This is a genomic window from Billgrantia endophytica (genome assembly GCF_002879615.1).
Classification (GTDB): domain Bacteria; phylum Pseudomonadota; class Gammaproteobacteria; order Pseudomonadales; family Halomonadaceae; genus Halomonas; species Halomonas endophytica.
Genome location: NZ_PNRF01000013.1, coordinates 162,757 through 181,073 on the forward strand (window position 1 = coordinate 162,757; position 18,317 = coordinate 181,073).

Here is an 18,317-nt window from a genome sequence, read left to right on the forward strand (position 1 = left end):
TTCACAACACTCCGAAAGCGAGTAGCGCGAACAGCGGTACCGCAGCCGTCAGGCTATCGATACGATCCAGTACACCACCATGGCCGGGCAGGAGACGGCTGGAATCCTTGATGCCCCGGTAACGCTTGAGCATGCTTTCGAGCAGATCACCCAGCACCGATACCAGGGTCACCACGGCAGTCACGATGACCAGTACGATGCCGCCACCGACACCCAGGCCCTGCCAAACGGCAAAAATCAGCGCCAGCACCAGGGTGACCACCAACCCGCCTGCCACGCCCTCCCAGGACTTGCCGGGGCTGACCCGAGGTGCCAGCTTGCGCCGGCCATAGGCGCGCCCGGAGAAGTAGGCGCCGATATCGGCGCCCCAGACAAGCAGCAGCACGAACAGCAGCCAGATCGCACCGGCGTCTCGCAGCACATTGAAGCCGACCCAGGCCGGCAGCAGCACCCACACCCCCATCGCCAGACGCCACGGCACCGACTGCCACTGTTCGACCTTGGCGGGGTAGTGGACGATCCAATAGAGATTGGCCAGCCAGCCCGCCGCCGCCAACCATAGCGGCCAGACGGAGAAGGTGGCTCCGACCGCCCAGAGCAGCAGCAGCAGCACTGCCAGGCCACATACCAGCGCCAGGCGCCGGTTTGGCTCGGTCACGCCGGCGAGATTGGTCCACTCCCAGGCAGCCAGCAGCACGATAGCGGCCGTGAACAGGGCAAAGCCCCCCTCCTGCAGGCCGAACAGCCCGGCCAGCATCAGCGGTACCAGCCATGCCGCAGTGATGATCCGCTGTCTAAGCACCTTGAGCCTCGATCTGTTCGTCAGTCATACCGAAGCGGCGCTGCCGTCGGCGGAAATCATCAAGGGCCATGTCGAAGGCCCCGGCATCGAAGTCAGGCCATAGCAGCGGTGTGAAATAGAGCTCGGCATAGGCCATCTGCCATAGCAGGAAATTGGAAATACGCTGTTCGCCACTGGTGCGGATGCAGAGATCCACTGGCGCATCACCCGCCAGGCAGAGCTCGCCCTCCAGCGCCTTTTCGTCTATCTCGGCAGGATCGAGCTCACCCGTCGCGGCACGTTCGGCGAGGCGACGAGCGGCACCGGTAATGTCCCACTGGCCACCGTAATTGGCCGCCACGACCAGGTGCATGCGCGTGTTGTCGCGGGTCAGCGCTTCGGCCTTGACAATGTACTTCTGGATCGACGAGGAGAAGGCAGACCGGTCGCCGATCACCGACAGCCGGATACCGTTTTCGTGGAGCTTTTTCACTTCACGCTTCAAGGCGATCAGGAACAGCTCCATCAAGGCTCTCACCTCGGCCGGGGGGCGCCTCCAGTTCTCGCTGGAGAAGGCGAACAGGGTGAGCGTTTCCACGCCACGCTCGCCAGCGCGTCGAATGACCGCGCGCACGGCCTCGACGCCGGCACGATGCCCACGCACGCCGGAGAGCCCGCGAGCACGGGCCCAGCGATTGTTGCCGTCCATGATGATGGCCACGTGTCGCGGCATGCCATCACCGGAAGCATGCGGGGGGCAGGTGGAACCTGAGGTCTGCGCTGACGTCATGGTGTCTCGCAATGGGGATGGGCGGTATCGGGCGAACGGCTCGATGACAAGAACGTCGCCCGACGCTCCTCAGACCTGCATCAGGTCATGTTCCTTGGTTTCCAGCAGCTTATCGATCTCGGCAATATACTTGTCGGTCAGCTTCTGGATAGCGTCTTCACCCCGATGCTGCTCGTCCTCGGAGATCTCTTTCTCCTTGAGCAGCGACTTGAAGTCGCCATTGGCGTCGCGACGAACGTTGCGAACCGCCACGCGAGCGTGCTCGGCCTCGGCACGAGCCTGCTTGATGTAGCCCTTGCGCGTCTCCTCGGTGAGCATCGGCATGGGCACGCGGATCACGCTGCCGGCACTCGCCGGATTCAGCCCCAGATCGGAGGTCATGATGGCCTTCTCGATCTTGGGCACCATACCCTGCTCCCAGGGCACGACGCTGAGGGTACGGGCATCTTCCACGTTGACCGTGGCCACTTGGTTGAGTGGCACCTGGCTGCCGTAATAGTCCACGGTCACCGAGTCCAGGATGCTGGAGTGAGCACGCCCGGTACGAATCTTGTTGAAGTTGCCATGAAGGGCCTCGAGGCTCTTCTTCATTCGGCTTTCAGCATCTTTCTTGATGTCATCGATCACAGTGTCAACCTCTGTCTATCAGCGTGCCTTCCTTGCCACCCATCACCAGGTTCAGCAGGGCGCCCGGCTTGTTCATGTTAAAGACGCGAACCGGCATATTATGGTCCCGCACCAGGCAGATGGCGGTCAAATCCATGATGCCAAGCTTCTGATCGAGTGCATCGTCATAGCTCAGCTGGTCATACTTGATGGCATCGCCATGCTTCACCGGGTCCTTGTCGTAGACACCGTCCACCTTGGTGGCCTTGACCACGACATCGGCGTCGATCTCGATGCCGCGCAGGCAGGCCGCCGAATCGGTGGTAAAGAACGGGTTGCCGGTACCGGCGGAAAACAATACCACGTCTCCCGACGTCAGGTAGCGAATGGCGGTTCGCCGATCATAGTGCTCCACCACGCCGCTCATGGGAATCGCCGACATGACCCGCGAGCGGATATTGGAGCGCTCCAGGGCGTCACGCATGGCCAGGGCATTCATCACCGTGGCCAGCATACCCATGTGGTCGCCGGTCACGCGATCCATGCCGGCCTCGTTGAGCGCCGCACCGCGGAACAGGTTGCCTCCTCCGATGACGATGCCCACCTGCACCCCGATCCCCACCAGTTGACCGATCTCCAGCGCCATGCGATCGAGCACCTTGGGATCGATCCCGAAGTCATGCTCCCCCATCAGGGCTTCGCCGGAAAGCTTGAGCAGAATGCGCTTGTACTTCGATTTTTCGGAGCGGGACCTGGGCTTGGCCTCCAGATCGATGGGGGCGTCACTACGATCGGCATGGGGCATGGCGTCTCTCCTGGCATCAGCGGATGGGCAACTCAACAACATGCCGGCCGACTCACCGGCCGGATACGAGACGGCGTGCGCTCACGCGCACGCCGTTCTCGAACTGAAACATCTGACCTTAGCGACGGCCAGCCTGTTCCATCACTTCCTTGGCGAAGTCGACCTCTTCCTTCTCGATGCCCTCGCCCACTTCGAAGCGGGTAAAGCCAACCACCTCGCCACCGGCTGCCTTGACGTACTCGGCAACGGTCTGGTTCGGATCCTTGACGAAGGGCTGCTCGGTCAGGCTGTTCTCGGCCAGATACTTCTTGAGACGGCCTTCGACCATCTTCTCGGCGATCTGCTCGGGCTTGCCGGCCATGTCCGGCTGGGCCAGGATGATCGCCTTTTCCTTGTCGAGCTGTTCCTGCGGCATGTCGGCGGGAAGCGCCACGGCCGGATTGATGGCAGCCACGTGCATGGCGACATCCTTGGCCACCTCGGCGTTGCCACCCTTCAGCACGGTCAGCACGCCGATACGGCCGCCGTGAACGTACTCACCGACCAGGCCGCCTTCGCCAGCCTCGACGACAACGGCACGACGCACGGAAATGTTCTCGCCGATCTTCTGTACCAGCTGCTCGCGGGTAGTCTCGAGGTCGCCGGACATGACGGCGGCAACGTCTTCGCTCTTGGCGGCGAAGAAGGCTTCGACGATCTTGTCGGCGAAGGCCTTGAAGTTGTCGTCACGAGCGACGAAGTCGGTCTCGGAGTTGATTTCCACCGCTACGCCATAGCTACCGTCTTCGGCGACACGGGTCACCACGGCGCCTTCGGCGGCGGTGCGGCCGGCCTTCTTGGCGGCCTTGAGACCGGAGCTCTTGCGCAGGTTTTCGATGGCGACCTCGATGTCACCACCCGCTTCGGTGAGTGCTTTCTTGCACTCCATCATGCCGAGCCCGGTACGCTCGCGCAGTTCCTTGACCTGGGAGGCGCTGATCGCTGCCATGGTATTCACCTCTTGATAGTTGAACCCGTGAATGGGTTCGACCTGGGAATAAGGGCGCCGAACCCCTGGGGTCCGGTGGAGTCCTGCCCCGCCGTGGCGGGGTGAGAGGGCGGGCCGGCCCATGACGGCGCCGGCCCGCCCGAGCATGCGATGCCTGCTCGGGCGTATTGCCGTTACTCGGCGGTGGCGGCGGTATCGCCACCTTCGCCCTCGGTGACCTCGACGAACTCGTCGGGGCGACCTTCCTTCGCACGGCCACAGGCATCGGCAATCGCCTTGACGTAGATCTGGATGGCACGAATGGAGTCATCGTTGCCCGGGATCACGTAGTCGACGCCATCCGGGTTGGAGTTGGTATCCACCACACCGATGACCGGGATGCCCAGCTTGTTCGCTTCGTTGATCGCGATGCGCTCGTGATCGACGTCGATGACGAACAGGGCATCGGGCAGGCCGCCCATTTCCTTGATACCACCGATGGAACGCTCGAGCTTCTCCTGCTCGCGAGTCGCCATCAGGACCTCTTTCTTGGTCAGCTTCTCGAACGTGCCGTCCTCGCGCATGGTCTCGAGGTCGCGCAGACGCTTGATGGACTGGCGAATGGTCTTGTAGTTGGTCAACATGCCGCCAAGCCAGCGGTGGTTGACGAACGGATGGCCGACGCGATTGGCCTCTTCCTTGATGATCTTGCTTGCGCTGCGCTTGGTGCCAACGAACAGGATCTTGTTGTTGGACGCCGCCATCTTCTCGACCACGTCGATCACCTCATTGAGGGCCGGCAGGGTGTGTTCGAGGTTGATGATGTGGATCTTGTTGCGAGCACCGAAGATGTACTTGCCCATCTTCGGGTTCCAGTAACGGGTCTGGTGACCGAAGTGAGCGCCTGCCTTCAGCAGATCGCGCATATTGACATGTGCCATGGATGACTCCTGAAAATCGGGTTAGGCCTCCACGCACCCCATGGATCCGACTACCGAGCCGACGCTGCGATAGCACCCGGGACCATGTGCCGGTGCGTGTGTGTTTTTCAAGGCTATGTTGTCGAAGCGCGGTATGCGCCTCGTTATCGCGCCGCCGCTACCGTCGAGATTCGGCCGAGCCGGGGCTCTGTCGGAGGGTCGACGATTGCAGGAAAGCGCGCGGCTTTATACCATAGTTCGCCAGCGAGATGAAGTCGCCCGTTGCCCGATCCCGCCATTTCCCGGGCGCTGCAAACCCTCAGAACCGAGATTCCATGAACATTCCCATCAAGACGTCCGACGAGATCGAGAAGATGCGCGAAGCCGGCCGCCAGGCGGCCAGCGTGCTGGAAATGATCGCACCCCACGTGAAAGCCGGCGTGAGCACCGGAGAGCTGGACCGGCTGTGCCATGACTATATCGTCAACGAGCTGGGCTCGACCCCCGCGCCACTGGACTACCACGGCTTCCCGAAATCGATCTGCACCTCGATCAATCACGTGGTCTGCCATGGCATTCCCGATGACGCCAAGAAGCTCAAGAAAGGCGACGTCATGAACATCGACATCACCGTGAAGACCGCCGACGGTTACCACGGCGATTCCAGCGTGATGTTCATCGTCGGCGACAGCATCCAGGGCGAGCGCCTGTGCCGCGTCACCCAGGAATGCCTCTATCGGAGCATTGCCCTGGTGCGCCCCGGCGTGCGGCTTTCGGAACTGGCCCGGGCCATCCAGCAACACGCCGAGGCCAACGGCTACTCGGTGGTACGGGATTTCTGCGGTCATGGCATCGGCGCCACCTTCCATGAAGAGCCCCAGGTGCTGCATTATGACGGCTATGCCCCCGAGGCGGACGCCGTGCTGGCTGCCGGCATGTGTTTTACCATCGAGCCGATGATCAACGTGGGCGGCCACCAGACCAAGGTGCTGCGCGACGGCTGGACTGCCGTGACGCGGGACAAGAGCCTGTCCGCCCAGTGGGAACACACGCTGCTGGTCACCGAAACCGGCGTCGAGGTCCTGACTGCCCGCGGCGACGAAGACCTCTCCTTCCTCGACCACTGAGTCGATCGCCCATGCTACTGCACCACTACCGCTTCGCGCCTGACGAATCGCTGTTCGATGCCGAGACCTTCCGCAGCGAACTGGCAGGCAGCCGTTCGCCCATTGCCCCCTTCAAGGCGGCATTACGCGACATCCAGGCCCGGCTCGACGAGCGCTTCCGCGCCGGCGCCGACATTCGCGATCTGGTGCATGGCCGGGCCTGGTGCATCGACCAGTTGCTCGGTATCGCCTGGGCCCTCCAGAAATGGCCGGACGACGGCGTGGCACTGCTTGCCGTGGGCGGCTACGGCCGCGGCGAGCTGCACCCCCACTCCGACGTCGACCTGCTGCTCCTGCTCGAGCGCAATGACGACGGGCCCTACCGCGAGCCGTTGACCACCTTCGTGACCTTCCTGTGGGACATTGGCCTGGACATCGGCCACAGCGTGCGCTCGCTCGATGACTGCGCACGGGAGGCCGAAGCCGACATCACGGTGGTCACCAACCTGCTGGAATCGCGCATCCTGGCCGGCCCCGAGCCCCTGCGCGACGCCATGAAGATTCGGATTGCCCCGGAACGGATGTGGCCTGCGGACCGCTTCTTCGAGGCCAAGTGGCAGGAGCAGATTGCCCGCCACCACCGTTTCAACAATTCCGAGTACCACCTGGAGCCCAACATCAAGAGCTCCCCTGGCGGGCTGCGGGATATCCAGATGATCGGCTGGGTGGCCAAGCGTCACTTCGGCACCCAGCGTTACGAGGATATCGTCGCCAATGGCTTCATGAACGATGCCGAGCTGCGCATCCTGAGCCAGGGGCAGGCCTTCCTCTGGCAGGTGCGCTACGCCCTGCACATGCTGACCAACCGTGCCGAGGATCGCCTGCAGTTCGACCACCAGCGCACCATCGCCGAGCTGTTCGGCTTTCACGATACCCCGGAGCGCCTCGCCGTCGAGCAGTTCATGAAGCGCTACTATCGCCATGTCACGGCGCTGGCCGGGCTCAACGACATGCTGCTGCAGCACTTCGATGAAGCCATCCTGCGCAAGGCCGAGACACTGGAAACGGTGCCGCTCAACGAGCGCTTCGAGATCGAGGGCGGCTACATCCAGGCTCGGTCGCGCTCCGTCTTTCGTGAACATCCATCCGCCCTGCTCGAGCTCTTCCTGCTGATGGCGGAACACCCCGAGATCGAGGGAGTGCGCGCCGACACCATCCGCCTGATTCGCGACCACCGCCATCAGATCGACGATCTCTACCGCGACGATGCCCGTCACCGGCGCCTGTTCATGGCCCTGCTGCGCTCCGGCGGTAACGTGGCGCGGCAGCTGCGACGCATGAATCGCTATGGGGTTCTGGGCAAGTACCTGCCGGAATTCGGCCAGGCCGTCGGCCTGATGCAGCACGATCTCTTCCATATCTATACCGTGGATGCCCATACCCTGCGTCTGCTGAAATTCATCCAGCGCTTCCGTGAACCCGACGCCGACGAAGAGTTTCCCGTGGCGGCAGCGGTGATGCATCAGCTACCCAAGCTGGAGCTGCTGTGGATCGCCGGGCTCTATCACGACATCGGCAAGGGACGCGGCGGCGACCACTCGATCCTGGGCGCCCGGGACGTGGAGCGCTTCGCCAAGCATCATGGCCTGACGCTGCGCGATACACGCCTGGTCAGTTGGCTGGTGGAACACCACCTGCTGATGTCGATGGTGGCCCAGAAACGCGACATCACCGACCCGGACGTGATCCGCGACTTCGCCCGGGTGATGGGTGACGAGACTCGCCTGGACTATCTCTATGTCCTGACGGTGGCCGACATCAACGCCACCAATCCCTCCCTGTGGAACGGCTGGCGTGCGTCATTGCTACGCCAGCTTCACGCCGAGACCAAGCGCGCCCTGCGCCGTGGCCTGGACAACCCTCTGGATCGCGAGGACTGGGTGCGGGAGACACGCAACGAGGCCCGCTCATTGCTGGCCACGGTAGGCGCCGAACTGCCCCGCGTCGATCGCCTGTGGGAATCCCTGGGCGAGGACTTCTTCCTGCAGTACGCCCCCAGCGAGATCGTCTGGCAGACCATGGGCATCCTGGCCCATGGTGACTCCCAGTTGCCGCTGATCCTGATCAGCGCACCCACCGACGACATGACGGACGGCGGCAACAAGGTGTTCATCCACACCCGCTCGGTCGATGACCTCTTCGCCGCCACCGCCGCCGCCATGGAACAGCTGGGACTGTCGATCCACGACGCCCGCATCGCCACGTCCAGCAATGACTGGACACTCAACACCTTCATCGTGCTGGACAGTCGTGGCCAGGCGATTCGCGATGCCGAGCGCATCGAGGCGATCCGCCGCCACCTGGTGGAAGAACTGGACGACCCGGATGACTACCCCAAGATCGTCACGCGCCATACACCGCGCCAACTGCGCCATTTCCGGGTGCCCACGGAGGTGCTCATCGAACAGGACCCGGCCAACGAGCGTACCCTGCTCGAGCTGACAGCTCCCGACCGTCCGGGCCTGCTGGCCCGGGTGGGGCGCATCTTCATGGAGCAGGATATCGCTCTGACGGCGGCCAAGATCGCGACCCTGGGCGAGCGGGTGGAGGACGTCTTCTTCATTACCGACAAGGCAGGCCTGCCGCTCACCGACCCCGAGCGCCAGCAGCGCCTGCGCGAACGGCTGATCGAGGTGCTGGACGTCTCGGGCTGAGCGCAACATCCCACAGGTTTGAGGCCGGCCGGGGGGTTCCCTATAATCGGCGGTCTGCCCGCACTCGTGCCGCACCGTGCTCGTGCGCCATTTCGGCCCTACAACGCAATAATCGACGCCGGACCACGGCGCCCTGGACACCGATGAATCCCGATCTCGACGCCCTGAAGCCCTACCCCTTCGAGAAGCTCGCCGCCCTCAAGACCGGCGTGACGCCTCCCGCAGGGCTGGATCACGTGCCGCTGACCATCGGCGAACCCCAACACGCCCCCTTCGCCGCGGCGCTGGACACGCTGCAGGCCCATCTGCACGACATGGCGCGCTACCCGGCCACCGCCGGCATCCTCGAACTGCGCAGCGCCATCGCAGAATGGGCGACCCGGCGCTTCAGCCTGGCCGCAGGCCTGGACCCGAACACCCAGGTGCTGCCCGTCAATGGCACCCGGGAAGCGATCTTCGCCTTCGTCCAGGCGGCATTGGACCGCACCCGCCCGGCACGGGTGGCGATGCCCAACCCCTTCTACCAGATCTATGAAGGCGCTACCCTGCTGGCAGGCGGCCTCCCGCTCTATCTCGATTGTCGTGCCGGGACCGGCTTTCGCCCGGACGTCGACGCCGTGCCGGCGTCGACCTGGCGCGATGTACAAATCGTCTTCCTCTGTTCGCCGGGAAACCCCACCGGGGCGGTGACACCGCTTGTCGAGTTCCAGAAACTGATTCGGCTGGCCGATGAGCACGACTTCATCATCGCCTCCGACGAGTGCTATTCGGAGCTCTACCTGGACGAGGGCGCCCCGCCGCCGGGGCTGCTCGAGGCCTGTGCAACGCTGGGTCGTCACGACTATCGTCGCTGCCTGGCGTTCCACTCGCTCTCCAAGCGCTCCAACCTGCCGGGGCTGCGTTCCGGCTTCGTGGCCGGCGACGCCGACCTGATCGCCCCGTTCAAGCGCTACCGCACCTACCACGGCTGCGCCATGTCGCTGCCGCTGCAGCACGCCTCGATCACGGCCTGGAACGACGAGGCACACGTGCGCGCCAACCGCGACGCCTATCGCCAGAAGTTCGCCGCCGTTACCGAGATACTGGCCCCCGTGATGGGCTTTCCCGCGCCGGAAGCGGGCTTCTATCTGTGGCCGGCGGTACCGGGCGGCGATGACGCGGCCTTTACCCAGGCGCTCTATGCCGAGGAACACGTCAGCGTACTGCCGGGGTCCTATATGGGACGCCCCGCTCCCGACGAACCGGGCCGTTCCGCTACAGGTGGCGACAACCCCGGTGCGGGCCGCGTGCGCCTGGCGCTGGTGGCCGAACTGGACGCCACGGTGGAGGCAGCAAGACGCATACGCCGTTTCATCGAAAGGAGCGCATCATGCTGACCCTGTACGTGATCAAGAGCTGTGATACCTGCCGCCTTGCGCGCAAGGCGCTGGACGGCAAGGGCATCCCCTACCATATCCATGACCTGCGCGAGGACGGCCTCTCTACCGCGCTGCTCGAGCACCTTCTCGAGCGTTTGCCGGTGCTGACCCTGCTCAACAAGCGCAGCACCACCTGGCGCAACCTCGATGACGCTGACAAGCAGGACGTCGACGCCAACAAGGCCCGGCGACTGATGCTGGCCCACCCGACTCTGCTCAAGCGCCCGATACTCGATACCGGCGACGAGATACTGCTGGGCTATCGTGACGGCGACTATGACGGTCTGAGCGGTTGAGCCCGAATCAGCCGACTTCACTCTTCTTCATTTCATGACGCGAGGACACCACATGCTGAGCTTTGCACTCGGAATCGGCACCCAGAACACCCAGGGCGACTGGCTGGAGATCTACTATCCCGCCCCCCTGCTCAACCCCGAGGCCGGGCTGGTGGAGGCTGTCAGCAAGGTGCTGGAGGCCCCTGCCGGCAACGCCGCGGTCAGCTTCCTGCCCGAGCACTGCGAAGCGCTGGGCAGCGCGCTCACGTCGGCCGGTCACATCGAGCAGGCGGAGCTGGTCGAGGCATTTGCCAGCAGCCAGCGTCCGCTGGTGGCCATGTTCCTGGAAAGCGACCTGCCCCCCCAGAGCGCCCCGGAAGTCTACCTCAAGCTGCATCTGCTATCCCATCGCCTGGCCAAGCCCCATCAGCTCGACCTGACCGGCATGTTCGGCCTGCTGCGCAACATCGCCTGGAGCAGCGAAGGCCCGATCGACATCGAGGAGCTGCCCGCTCGCCGGCTCAAGGCACGCCTGGCGGGCCGTGTCCTCTCGGTGGACTGTGTCGACAAGTTCCCCAAGATGACCGACTACGTGGTGCCGACCGGTGTTCGTATCGGCGATACCGCCCGGGTCCGCCTGGGCGCCTACCTGGGTGAAGGCACCACCGTGATGCATGAAGGCTTCGTCAATTTCAATGCCGGCACCGAAGGCCCGGGCATGATCGAAGGCCGCATCTCCGCCGGTGTCATGGTCGGCAAGGGCTCCGACCTGGGCGGCGGCTGCTCCACCATGGGCACCCTCTCCGGCGGCGGCAACATCGTCATCAAGGTGGGCGAGGGCTGCCTGATCGGTGCCAACGCCGGTATCGGCATTCCGCTGGGCGATCGCTGTACCGTGGAAGCCGGGCTCTACATCACCGCCGGTGCCAAGGTCACCCTGCTCGACGATCAGAACCAGGAGGTCAAGACCGTGGCAGCCCGCGAGCTGGCTGGCCAGGATGACCTGCTGCTGCGTCGCAATTCGCAGAACGGCCGCATCGAGTGCCTGACCAACAAGAGTGCCGTGGCTCTCAACGAGGCATTGCATGCCCACAACTGAGCCACTTTCCGCCACGCTCGAGCTTGCTCTCGAACTGATTCGCCGGCCGTCGGTGACGCCCGACGACCTTGGCTGCCAGGAGCTGATGATCGAGCGACTCGAACGGCTCGGTTTTCACATCGCTCGTCTGCCGTTCGGTGACGTGGAGAACTTCTGGGCGACCCATGGGCATCATGGCCCGGTACTGGCCTTCGCCGGCCATACCGACGTGGTCCCGAGCGGGCCACACGTGCACTGGGAACATCCACCGTTCGAGCCCTGCATCGACGAAGCAGGCATGCTCTGCGGCCGAGGGGCCGCCGACATGAAGGGCAGCCTGGCGGCAATGATCACGGCGGTGGAGCGGTTCGTGACCGCCCATCCCGACCACCCCGGCAGGATCGCCTTCCTCATCACCTCCGACGAGGAAGGCCCAGCCGTGGATGGTACGCGCGCCGTGGTCGAGCACCTGCGCGAAGCCCATGAGCGGCTCGACTACTGCGTGGTGGGAGAGCCCTCCTCCACCGACGCCCTGGGCGACGTGATCAAGAACGGCCGACGCGGCTCGCTGGGTGGCGTACTGCATGTCAAGGGGAAGCAGGGTCACGTGGCCTATCCACACCTGGCCCGCAATCCCATCCACCAGGCCATGCCGGCGCTGGATGCCCTGGTACGGGAGCACTGGGACGCGGGCAATGAATTCTTTCCCGCCACCAGCTTCCAGATCTCCAATATACGGGCCGGAACGGGCGCCACCAACGTGATCCCGAGTGACGTGGAGGTGGTCTTCAACTTTCGTTTCTCCACCGAAGTGACCCATGAGCAGCTCAGGGAGCGTACCGCTGCCCTGCTGGACGGCTTCGGCATCGAGTACCATATCGACTGGACACTCAACGGCGAACCCTTCCTGACCCCCGAAGGGGAGTTGGTCGATGCCGCCCTGTACGGGGTCGAGTCCGTGATGGGCCGCAAGCCGAAACTGTCCACCAGCGGCGGCACCTCCGACGGGCGCTTCATCGCCACGCTGTGTAGCCAGGTGGTGGAACTGGGGCCGCTCAACGCCACCATCCATCAAGTCAACGAGCGAGTGCGAGCCGCCGACCTCGACGACCTGAGCCGGATCTATGAAGCGATACTCGCCAAACTGTTCGTCAACGGCACTGCCCAGCCCTGAGGCCTCCCATGACTCACTATCCGGATATCGAGATCTACCTGGCCCAGGCACCGCTGGACGCCCTCGATGCCTGGCTCGGCGAAAGGCTCGACGCCGCCCCGCTGAGCCCGGCGGGTCGTCGCAAGTGGCAGACCCGCGGTCATCATGATGGCCAGACGGTACCGATACTACTGGTGGAAAATGCCGCCGACGGCTACGCCAGCCTGTGGTTCGACAGCGCCCACACCCCCTGGGCGCGGGATGCCGACTGCGCTCGGGAAGTGGCGGAACGCCTCGGCGTCGAAGTCCGCTGCTCACTGGGGAGCTGGCAGCCAGGCGACGACCCCGACCGCTTCTGGCGAGTGCTGCCCGACGGAAGTGAAGCGGTCATCGAATGGCCCGATTCCGGACAGTAGCCCTTCCCAGAGACGACAATACCCCGTACGCCGTCGCGTACAGGGTATTCTTGCCGTGGGTATACTGAGCCAGCGGGCGAAGGCCGGACGCTTCGTTTCACGTAATGATGGTAACGTCGTCGGCCTGCAACCCCCTCTCGTTCTCGATCACGTGATAGCGTACTTTCTGACCCTCGGCCAGCGTACGATGCCCGCGACCACGAATGGCACGAAAGTGCACGAAGACGTCTTCACCGCTGTCACGCTTGATGAAGCCGTACCCCTTGTTGACGTTGAACCACTTCACCTCGCCGATTTCGCGGTCATCGTCCTCGACCTCGGCCAGTGTTACCAGCCGCGGGCTCAGCGCATGCACGGCAAGAGTCGCCATCAACAGCAGCAGGAAAACCGCCGCTGCCACGACGAGATAAATCACCGTGAAACCGCCGGTTTCGAGGGTGGCAAAGAGCTGGCGCGGCAGGGTACCGCCAGTAAGATAGATGAACAGGGCAATCAGCAATGGCGCCGGAGCGGCCAACAGCAGACTGACGAGAGCGCAACGAAATATCACCTTATGCTTCATGGATCCTTGATACTCACTTGTTGTGGTGAAACGACGATACAGGATGTCCGATGACGACACGGCACAAGGCCATATCGCCCGACGAGGGCATCGCGATAAACGGCGACACGCAGCGCGACGATTCTAGCATGAGCCCTGCGCAGGCGCCCGCCTGGCTGGAGTCGCGTCTGGAGGCATTGGAAAGCCGCATCGCCTATCAGGAGCACTGGCTGGCGTTGCTGGACGAAACGGTGGCCAGGCAGGATAGGCGGCTGGTACAGCTGGAACGCATCAATGCGATGATGCAGGAAAAGTTGCGCGAGCAGCAGCAGGCGCTGCAGGAAGGAGAGATGGCGGAACCCCGGCCCGAGGACGAGATTCCGCCGCACTACTGATCAATGCGTAATGAGGGAATCACTCCTGACAGGAGGGTGGCGCCAGGTCGTCGAGGTAGCGCTCGGCGTCCAGTGCGGCCATGCAGCCGGTGCCGGCGGAAGTGACCGCCTGGCGGTAGACGTGATCCATCACGTCCCCGGCAGCGAAGACACCCGGCACGCTGGTGGCGGTGGCATTACCCTCGAGCCCAGCCTGCACCCTGATGTAGCCACCGGCCATTTCCAGTTGCCCTTCGAAGATACCGGTGTTGGGACTATGGCCGATGGCGATGAACACCCCGGGCGCGGCAATCTCCTTGGTGCTGCCATCCTGGACGGACTTGATACGCACCCCGGTGACGCCCGTCGTGTCGCCCAGCACCTCGTCCAGCACATGGTTCCACTCGAGCACCACGTTGCCGTTCTCGGCCTTCTCGCGCAGCTTGTCCTGCAGGATTTTCTCGGCCCGCAGGGTATCGCGGCGATGCACCAGGGTCACCTTGGAAGCGATATTGGAGAGATACAGCGCCTCTTCCACGGCGGTGTTGCCGCCACCCACCACGATGACCTCCTGATTGCGGTAGAAGAAACCGTCGCAGGTCGCGCAGGCCGACACCCCCTGCCCCATGAACGCCTGCTCCGACGCCAGCCCCAGGTAACGAGCGCTGGCGCCGGTGGCAATGATCAGCGCATCACAGGTGTAGGTGCCGTTATCGCCCTTCAGGGCGAAGGGCCGATTGCGCAGCTCCACTTCATGGATGTGATCGAACAGCACTTCGGTATCGAAACGCTCGGCATGGCGCTTCATGCGCTCCATGAGCTCCGGCCCCTGCACACCGGCATCGTCCCCAGGCCAGTTGTCCACGTCGGTGGTGGTGGTCAACTGGCCGCCGGCTTGAATACCGGTGATCAGAAGCGGCTTGAGGTTGGCCCGGGCCGCGTAGACGGCTGCGGTATAGCCAGCCGGGCCGGAGCCCAGGATGATCAGGCGTTCGTGACGCGCTTCACTCATGGATAAACCTCTCAAGTCGCTGAAAACAAGATCAGGAAGGGGGTTGGAACGACCCGATGGCATTGGCAGCCACCAGAACCAGACCACCGCAATAATCGACGGCCATTGTAGCAGCCGAGCGCAGAAGATGGCGGCGCACAAATCGACGCGACCCGCCGGTCTTTACCTCACCGGCTCGGCATGGCCCTGCCACGTCCCCATCATGGGCTACAGCACCTCGTCATCGCGCCCCAGCAGGACATCCTCCAGCTCTCCATCAAACGGCGATACCACGATACGCAGCTGGATAGGCGCGCAGCAGTAGGGGCAGTCCTCCCAGGTCTCGTGGCTGCCCTGCGATGCGTCCACCACCAGGTCGAAGGGCATGTTGCAGTAAGGACAATGGACTGGCCGAGCATCGAGGCGCTCTTCGTTCATGACGGGCTCCGCTTGTCGCGCCCCGTACCTGGCCTGATGCCTGGGTAAGTGAGGGCGAGGGGCAACGCTTTCAACCTTCGTACAGCATAGAAACAGTGGGCAGCGCTTGAAAGCGGCACCTATGATGACCATGTGTTAACCATGAAGGACCGTTCATGACCGTGACGGGCGAATGGAGTGAGGAGGCCTCTAGTATGAGCAATGATGCGATACCGGACACCCGGCAGACGCTGGTAGCCAACGGCGCCACCTACCACTACTACAGCTTGCCGAAGGCAGCCGAGGCACTGGGCGACATTGATCGATTGCCGATGACCCTGAAGATCCTGCTGGAAAACCAGTTGCGCTTTGCCGATGACGAAAGCGTCTCCCGCGAGGACCTGCAGGCCCTGGTCGACTGGCAGCGTGAGGGTCGCTCCGATCGCGAGATCGGCTACCGCCCGGCGCGGGTGCTGATGCAGGACTTCACCGGCGTGCCCGGGGTGGTCGACCTGGCCTCCATGCGTGCCGCCGTAGAGGCGCTGGGTGAGGATCCCGCGCGGATCAATCCCCTGTCACCGGTGGACCTGGTCATCGACCACTCGGTCATGGTCGACAAGTTCGGCAACCCTACCGCTTTCAAGGACAATGTCGCCATCGAGATGGAGCGCAACCGGGAGCGCTACGAGTTCCTGCGCTGGGGCCAGGACGCCTTCGACAACTTCCGCGTGGTACCGCCGGGCACCGGCATCTGCCATCAGGTCAACCTGGAATACCTGGGCAGGACGGTGTGGTCCAAGGAAGAGGACGGCAAGACCCTCGCCTATCCTGACACCCTCGTCGGCACCGATTCCCATACCACCATGATCAACGGCCTGGGTGTGCTCGGCTGGGGCGTCGGCGGCATCGAGGCCGAAGCGGCCATGCTCGGCCAGCCGGTATCGATGCTGATCCCCGAGGTGGTCGGCTTCAAGCTCACCGGCAAGCTCAGGGAAGGCATTACCGCCACCGACCTGGTCCTGACCGTCACCCAGATGCTGCGCAGCCGGGGCGTGGTAGGCAAGTTCGTCGAGTTCTATGGTGACGGCCTGGCCGACCTGCCGCTGGCCGACCGCGCCACCATCGCCAACATGGCGCCGGAATACGGCGCCACCTGCGGTTTCTTTCCTGTGGATGAGGAAACCCTCAACTACCTGCGCCTGACCGGCCGCGACGCTGATGTCGTCTCACTGGTCGAGCACTACTGCAAGGTCCAGGGCCTGTGGCGCGAGCCCGGGCATGAGCCGATCTTCAGCGACACCCTGCACCTTGACATGACCGATGTGGAAGCCAGCCTGGCCGGACCCAAGCGTCCCCAGGACCGGGTCGCCCTCAAGGACATGAAGACCACCTTCGAACAACTGATCGAGGGTGATCGGGCAGCGCCACCGGCCAGTGAAGAGAAAGGCCGCCTGTTCTCCGAAGGAGGACAGACCGCCGTGGGCGTGCACGACAGCTACGAGCGCCACGATAGCCAGAATATCGAACTGAACGGCGAATCGCTCAAGCTCAACCCCGGCGCCGTGGTGATCGCCGCCATCACCTCCTGCACCAATACCTCCAACCCCAGCGTGATGATGGCGGCCGGGCTGCTGGCCAGGAATGCGCTTGCCCGGGGCCTCAAGACCAAGCCCTGGGTGAAGACCTCCCTGGCACCGGGCTCGAAGGTGGTGACCGAGTACCTGGAAGCGGGTGGCGTCAGTGATGATCTCGATGCGCTGGGCTTCAACCTGGTCGGCTATGGCTGCACCACCTGCATCGGCAACTCCGGTCCGCTGCTGCCGCCCATCGAGAAGGCCATCGAGGATGGCGATCTCACCGTGGCCTCGGTGCTCTCCGGCAACCGCAACTTCGAGGGCCGTATCCATCCGCTGGTGAAGACCAACTGGCTCGCCTCACCGCCCCTGGTGGTCGCCTATGCGCTGGCCGGCAATGTACAACTCGACCTGACCACCGAGCCTCTGGGCGAGGACAAGGACGGCAATCCGGTCTATCTCAAGGATATCTGGCCCTCCCAGGGCGATATCGCCAGCGCCGTGGAGAAGGTCAAGACCGAGATGTTCCGCAGCGAGTACGCCGAGGTCTTCGACGGTGACGCCACCTGGCAAGCCCTCCAGGTGCCCCAGAGCAAGGTCTACCAATGGTCGCCCGATTCCACCTATATCCAGCACCCTCCCTTCTTCGAAGGCATGGGGCGGGAACCGGAGCCCATCGAGGACGTCAGCGATGCCAATATCCTGGCCATCCTGGGCGACTCCGTCACCACCGACCACATCTCACCGGCCGGCTCCATCAAGCCCTCCAGCCCCGCCGGGCGCTATCTGCAGGAGCGCGGGATCAAACCGGTGGACTTCAATTCCTACGGCTCGCGCCGCGGCAATCATGAGGTGATGATGCGTGGCACCTTCGCCAACGTGCGCATCCGAAACGAGATGCTCGACGGTGTGATCGGCGGCGAAACCCGCCATGTGCCCTCCGGGGAGCAGATGGCGATCTACGACGCGGCCATGACGTATCAGGAAGAGGCCACGCCGCTGATCGTCGTGGCCGGCAAGGAGTATGGCACCGGCTCATCCCGCGACTGGGCGGCCAAGGGCACCCGGCTGCTCGGGGTTCGTGCCGTCATTGCCGAATCCTACGAGCGCATCCACCGCTCCAACCTGATCGGCATGGGCGTGGTGCCGCTGCAGTTCCCGGAAGGCGAGAACCGCAAGACGCTGGGTTTGACCGGCGACGAGACGATCTCCATCGAAGGTCTCGCCGACCTCACTCCGGGCGGCAAGGTGAAGGTCACGGTGAAGAGCGACAAGGGCGAGAAGGCGCTGGACGCCCTATGCCGCATCGACACCGCCAACGAGCTGGCCTACTACCAGCACGGAGGCATCCTTCACTATGTGCTGCGCAAGATGATCGGCGCGGTCTAGGC

The 18,317-nt window shown here is 63.8% G+C and carries 18 protein-coding genes; 9 read left to right on the forward strand and 9 right to left on the reverse strand.

Features of this window, described 5'->3' with window-relative positions:
* Nucleotide 1: 1 nt before the first annotated feature.
* From C1H69_RS07380 to rpsB, 6 genes are all read right to left on the reverse strand, one after another.
* A complete protein-coding gene (locus C1H69_RS07380; protein ID WP_102652761.1) occupies nt 2-802 on the reverse strand; it encodes a phosphatidate cytidylyltransferase in 801 nt (266 codons plus the stop codon).
* Nucleotides 795-1,571 (reverse strand): polyprenyl diphosphate synthase, encoded by a 777-nt coding sequence (gene uppS / locus C1H69_RS07385; RefSeq protein WP_102652762.1) that lies wholly within the window; start codon nt 1,569-1,571, stop codon nt 795-797. Before uppS ends, C1H69_RS07380 begins: the two co-directional genes overlap by 8 nt.
* 69 nt (nt 1,572-1,640) lie before the next feature.
* Complete coding sequence (gene frr, locus C1H69_RS07390; protein WP_102652763.1) at nt 1,641-2,198, reverse strand: ribosome recycling factor; 558 nt, start codon at nt 2,196-2,198, stop codon at nt 1,641-1,643.
* A gap of 4 nt (nt 2,199-2,202) precedes the next feature.
* Entirely contained in the window at nt 2,203-2,982 is a 780-nt protein-coding gene (gene pyrH / locus C1H69_RS07395; RefSeq protein WP_240609863.1) for a UMP kinase, read from the reverse strand.
* Nucleotides 2,983-3,100: 118 nt separating this feature from the next.
* Nucleotides 3,101-3,970 (reverse strand): translation elongation factor Ts, encoded by an 870-nt coding sequence (gene tsf / locus C1H69_RS07400; protein ID WP_102652764.1) that lies wholly within the window; start codon nt 3,968-3,970, stop codon nt 3,101-3,103.
* Nucleotides 3,971-4,143: 173 nt separating this feature from the next.
* Nucleotides 4,144-4,890 (reverse strand): 30S ribosomal protein S2, encoded by a 747-nt coding sequence (rpsB, locus tag C1H69_RS07405; protein ID WP_102652765.1) that lies wholly within the window; start codon nt 4,888-4,890, stop codon nt 4,144-4,146.
* Between the two features lie 314 nt (nt 4,891-5,204).
* Between rpsB and map the strand changes: the two genes are divergently transcribed.
* The 7 genes from map (at nt 5,205) to C1H69_RS07440 (ending at nt 13,029) form a co-directional block, all read left to right on the forward strand.
* Complete coding sequence (map, locus tag C1H69_RS07410; RefSeq protein ID WP_102652766.1) at nt 5,205-5,996, forward strand: type I methionyl aminopeptidase; 792 nt, start codon at nt 5,205-5,207, stop codon at nt 5,994-5,996.
* 11 nt (nt 5,997-6,007) lie between these two features.
* On the forward strand, nt 6,008-8,689 hold the full coding sequence (locus tag C1H69_RS07415; RefSeq protein ID WP_102652767.1) for a [protein-PII] uridylyltransferase: 2,682 nt from the start codon (nt 6,008-6,010) through the stop codon (nt 8,687-8,689).
* A gap of 143 nt (nt 8,690-8,832) precedes the next feature.
* Nucleotides 8,833-10,065: a succinyldiaminopimelate transaminase gene (gene dapC, locus C1H69_RS07420; protein WP_102652768.1), complete on the forward strand. Its 1,233-nt coding sequence runs from the start codon at nt 8,833-8,835 to the stop codon at nt 10,063-10,065.
* Nucleotides 10,059-10,403, forward strand: a complete 345-nt coding sequence (locus tag C1H69_RS07425) for a Spx/MgsR family RNA polymerase-binding regulatory protein (RefSeq protein WP_102652769.1) — start codon at nt 10,059-10,061, stop codon at nt 10,401-10,403. The genes dapC and C1H69_RS07425 overlap by 7 nt, the downstream gene beginning before the upstream one ends.
* A gap of 52 nt (nt 10,404-10,455) precedes the next feature.
* The gene (gene dapD, locus C1H69_RS07430) at nt 10,456-11,481 is read left to right on the forward strand and encodes a 2,3,4,5-tetrahydropyridine-2,6-dicarboxylate N-succinyltransferase (protein ID WP_102652770.1); all 1,026 of its coding nucleotides are present in this window, start codon (nt 10,456-10,458) and stop codon (nt 11,479-11,481) included.
* The gene (dapE, locus tag C1H69_RS07435; protein WP_102652771.1) at nt 11,468-12,634 is read left to right on the forward strand and encodes a succinyl-diaminopimelate desuccinylase; all 1,167 of its coding nucleotides are present in this window, start codon (nt 11,468-11,470) and stop codon (nt 12,632-12,634) included. Before dapD ends, dapE begins: the two co-directional genes overlap by 14 nt.
* 8 nt (nt 12,635-12,642) lie before the next feature.
* A complete protein-coding gene (locus C1H69_RS07440) occupies nt 12,643-13,029 on the forward strand; it encodes a hypothetical protein (RefSeq protein WP_102652772.1) in 387 nt (128 codons plus the stop codon).
* A 97-nt stretch (nt 13,030-13,126) separates the two neighbouring features.
* Here the strand turns inward: C1H69_RS07440 and C1H69_RS24390 are convergent, their stop codons facing one another.
* Nucleotides 13,127-13,591 carry a cold-shock protein gene (locus C1H69_RS24390; protein WP_102652773.1) on the reverse strand — a complete coding sequence of 155 codons (465 nt, stop codon included), beginning with the start codon at nt 13,589-13,591 and terminating at the stop codon, nt 13,127-13,129.
* A gap of 50 nt (nt 13,592-13,641) precedes the next feature.
* Between C1H69_RS24390 and C1H69_RS07450 the strand changes: the two genes are divergently transcribed.
* Nucleotides 13,642-13,965, forward strand: coding sequence for a SlyX family protein (locus tag C1H69_RS07450; RefSeq protein ID WP_338066166.1), 324 nt, complete (start codon nt 13,642-13,644; stop codon nt 13,963-13,965).
* Between the two features lie 19 nt (nt 13,966-13,984).
* Here the strand turns inward: C1H69_RS07450 and trxB are convergent, their stop codons facing one another.
* On the reverse strand, nt 13,985-14,956 hold the full coding sequence (trxB, locus tag C1H69_RS07455) for a thioredoxin-disulfide reductase (protein WP_102652774.1): 972 nt from the start codon (nt 14,954-14,956) through the stop codon (nt 13,985-13,987).
* Nucleotides 14,957-15,163: 207 nt separating this feature from the next.
* Nucleotides 15,164-15,373, reverse strand: coding sequence for a zinc ribbon domain-containing protein (locus C1H69_RS07460; protein WP_102652775.1), 210 nt, complete (start codon nt 15,371-15,373; stop codon nt 15,164-15,166).
* A gap of 194 nt (nt 15,374-15,567) precedes the next feature.
* Here C1H69_RS07460 and acnA point away from each other — a divergent pair, with 194 nt between their 5' ends.
* Nucleotides 15,568-18,315, forward strand: a complete 2,748-nt coding sequence (gene acnA / locus C1H69_RS07465) for an aconitate hydratase AcnA (protein WP_102652776.1) — start codon at nt 15,568-15,570, stop codon at nt 18,313-18,315.
* The last annotated feature ends 2 nt before the right edge of the window (nt 18,316-18,317 follow it).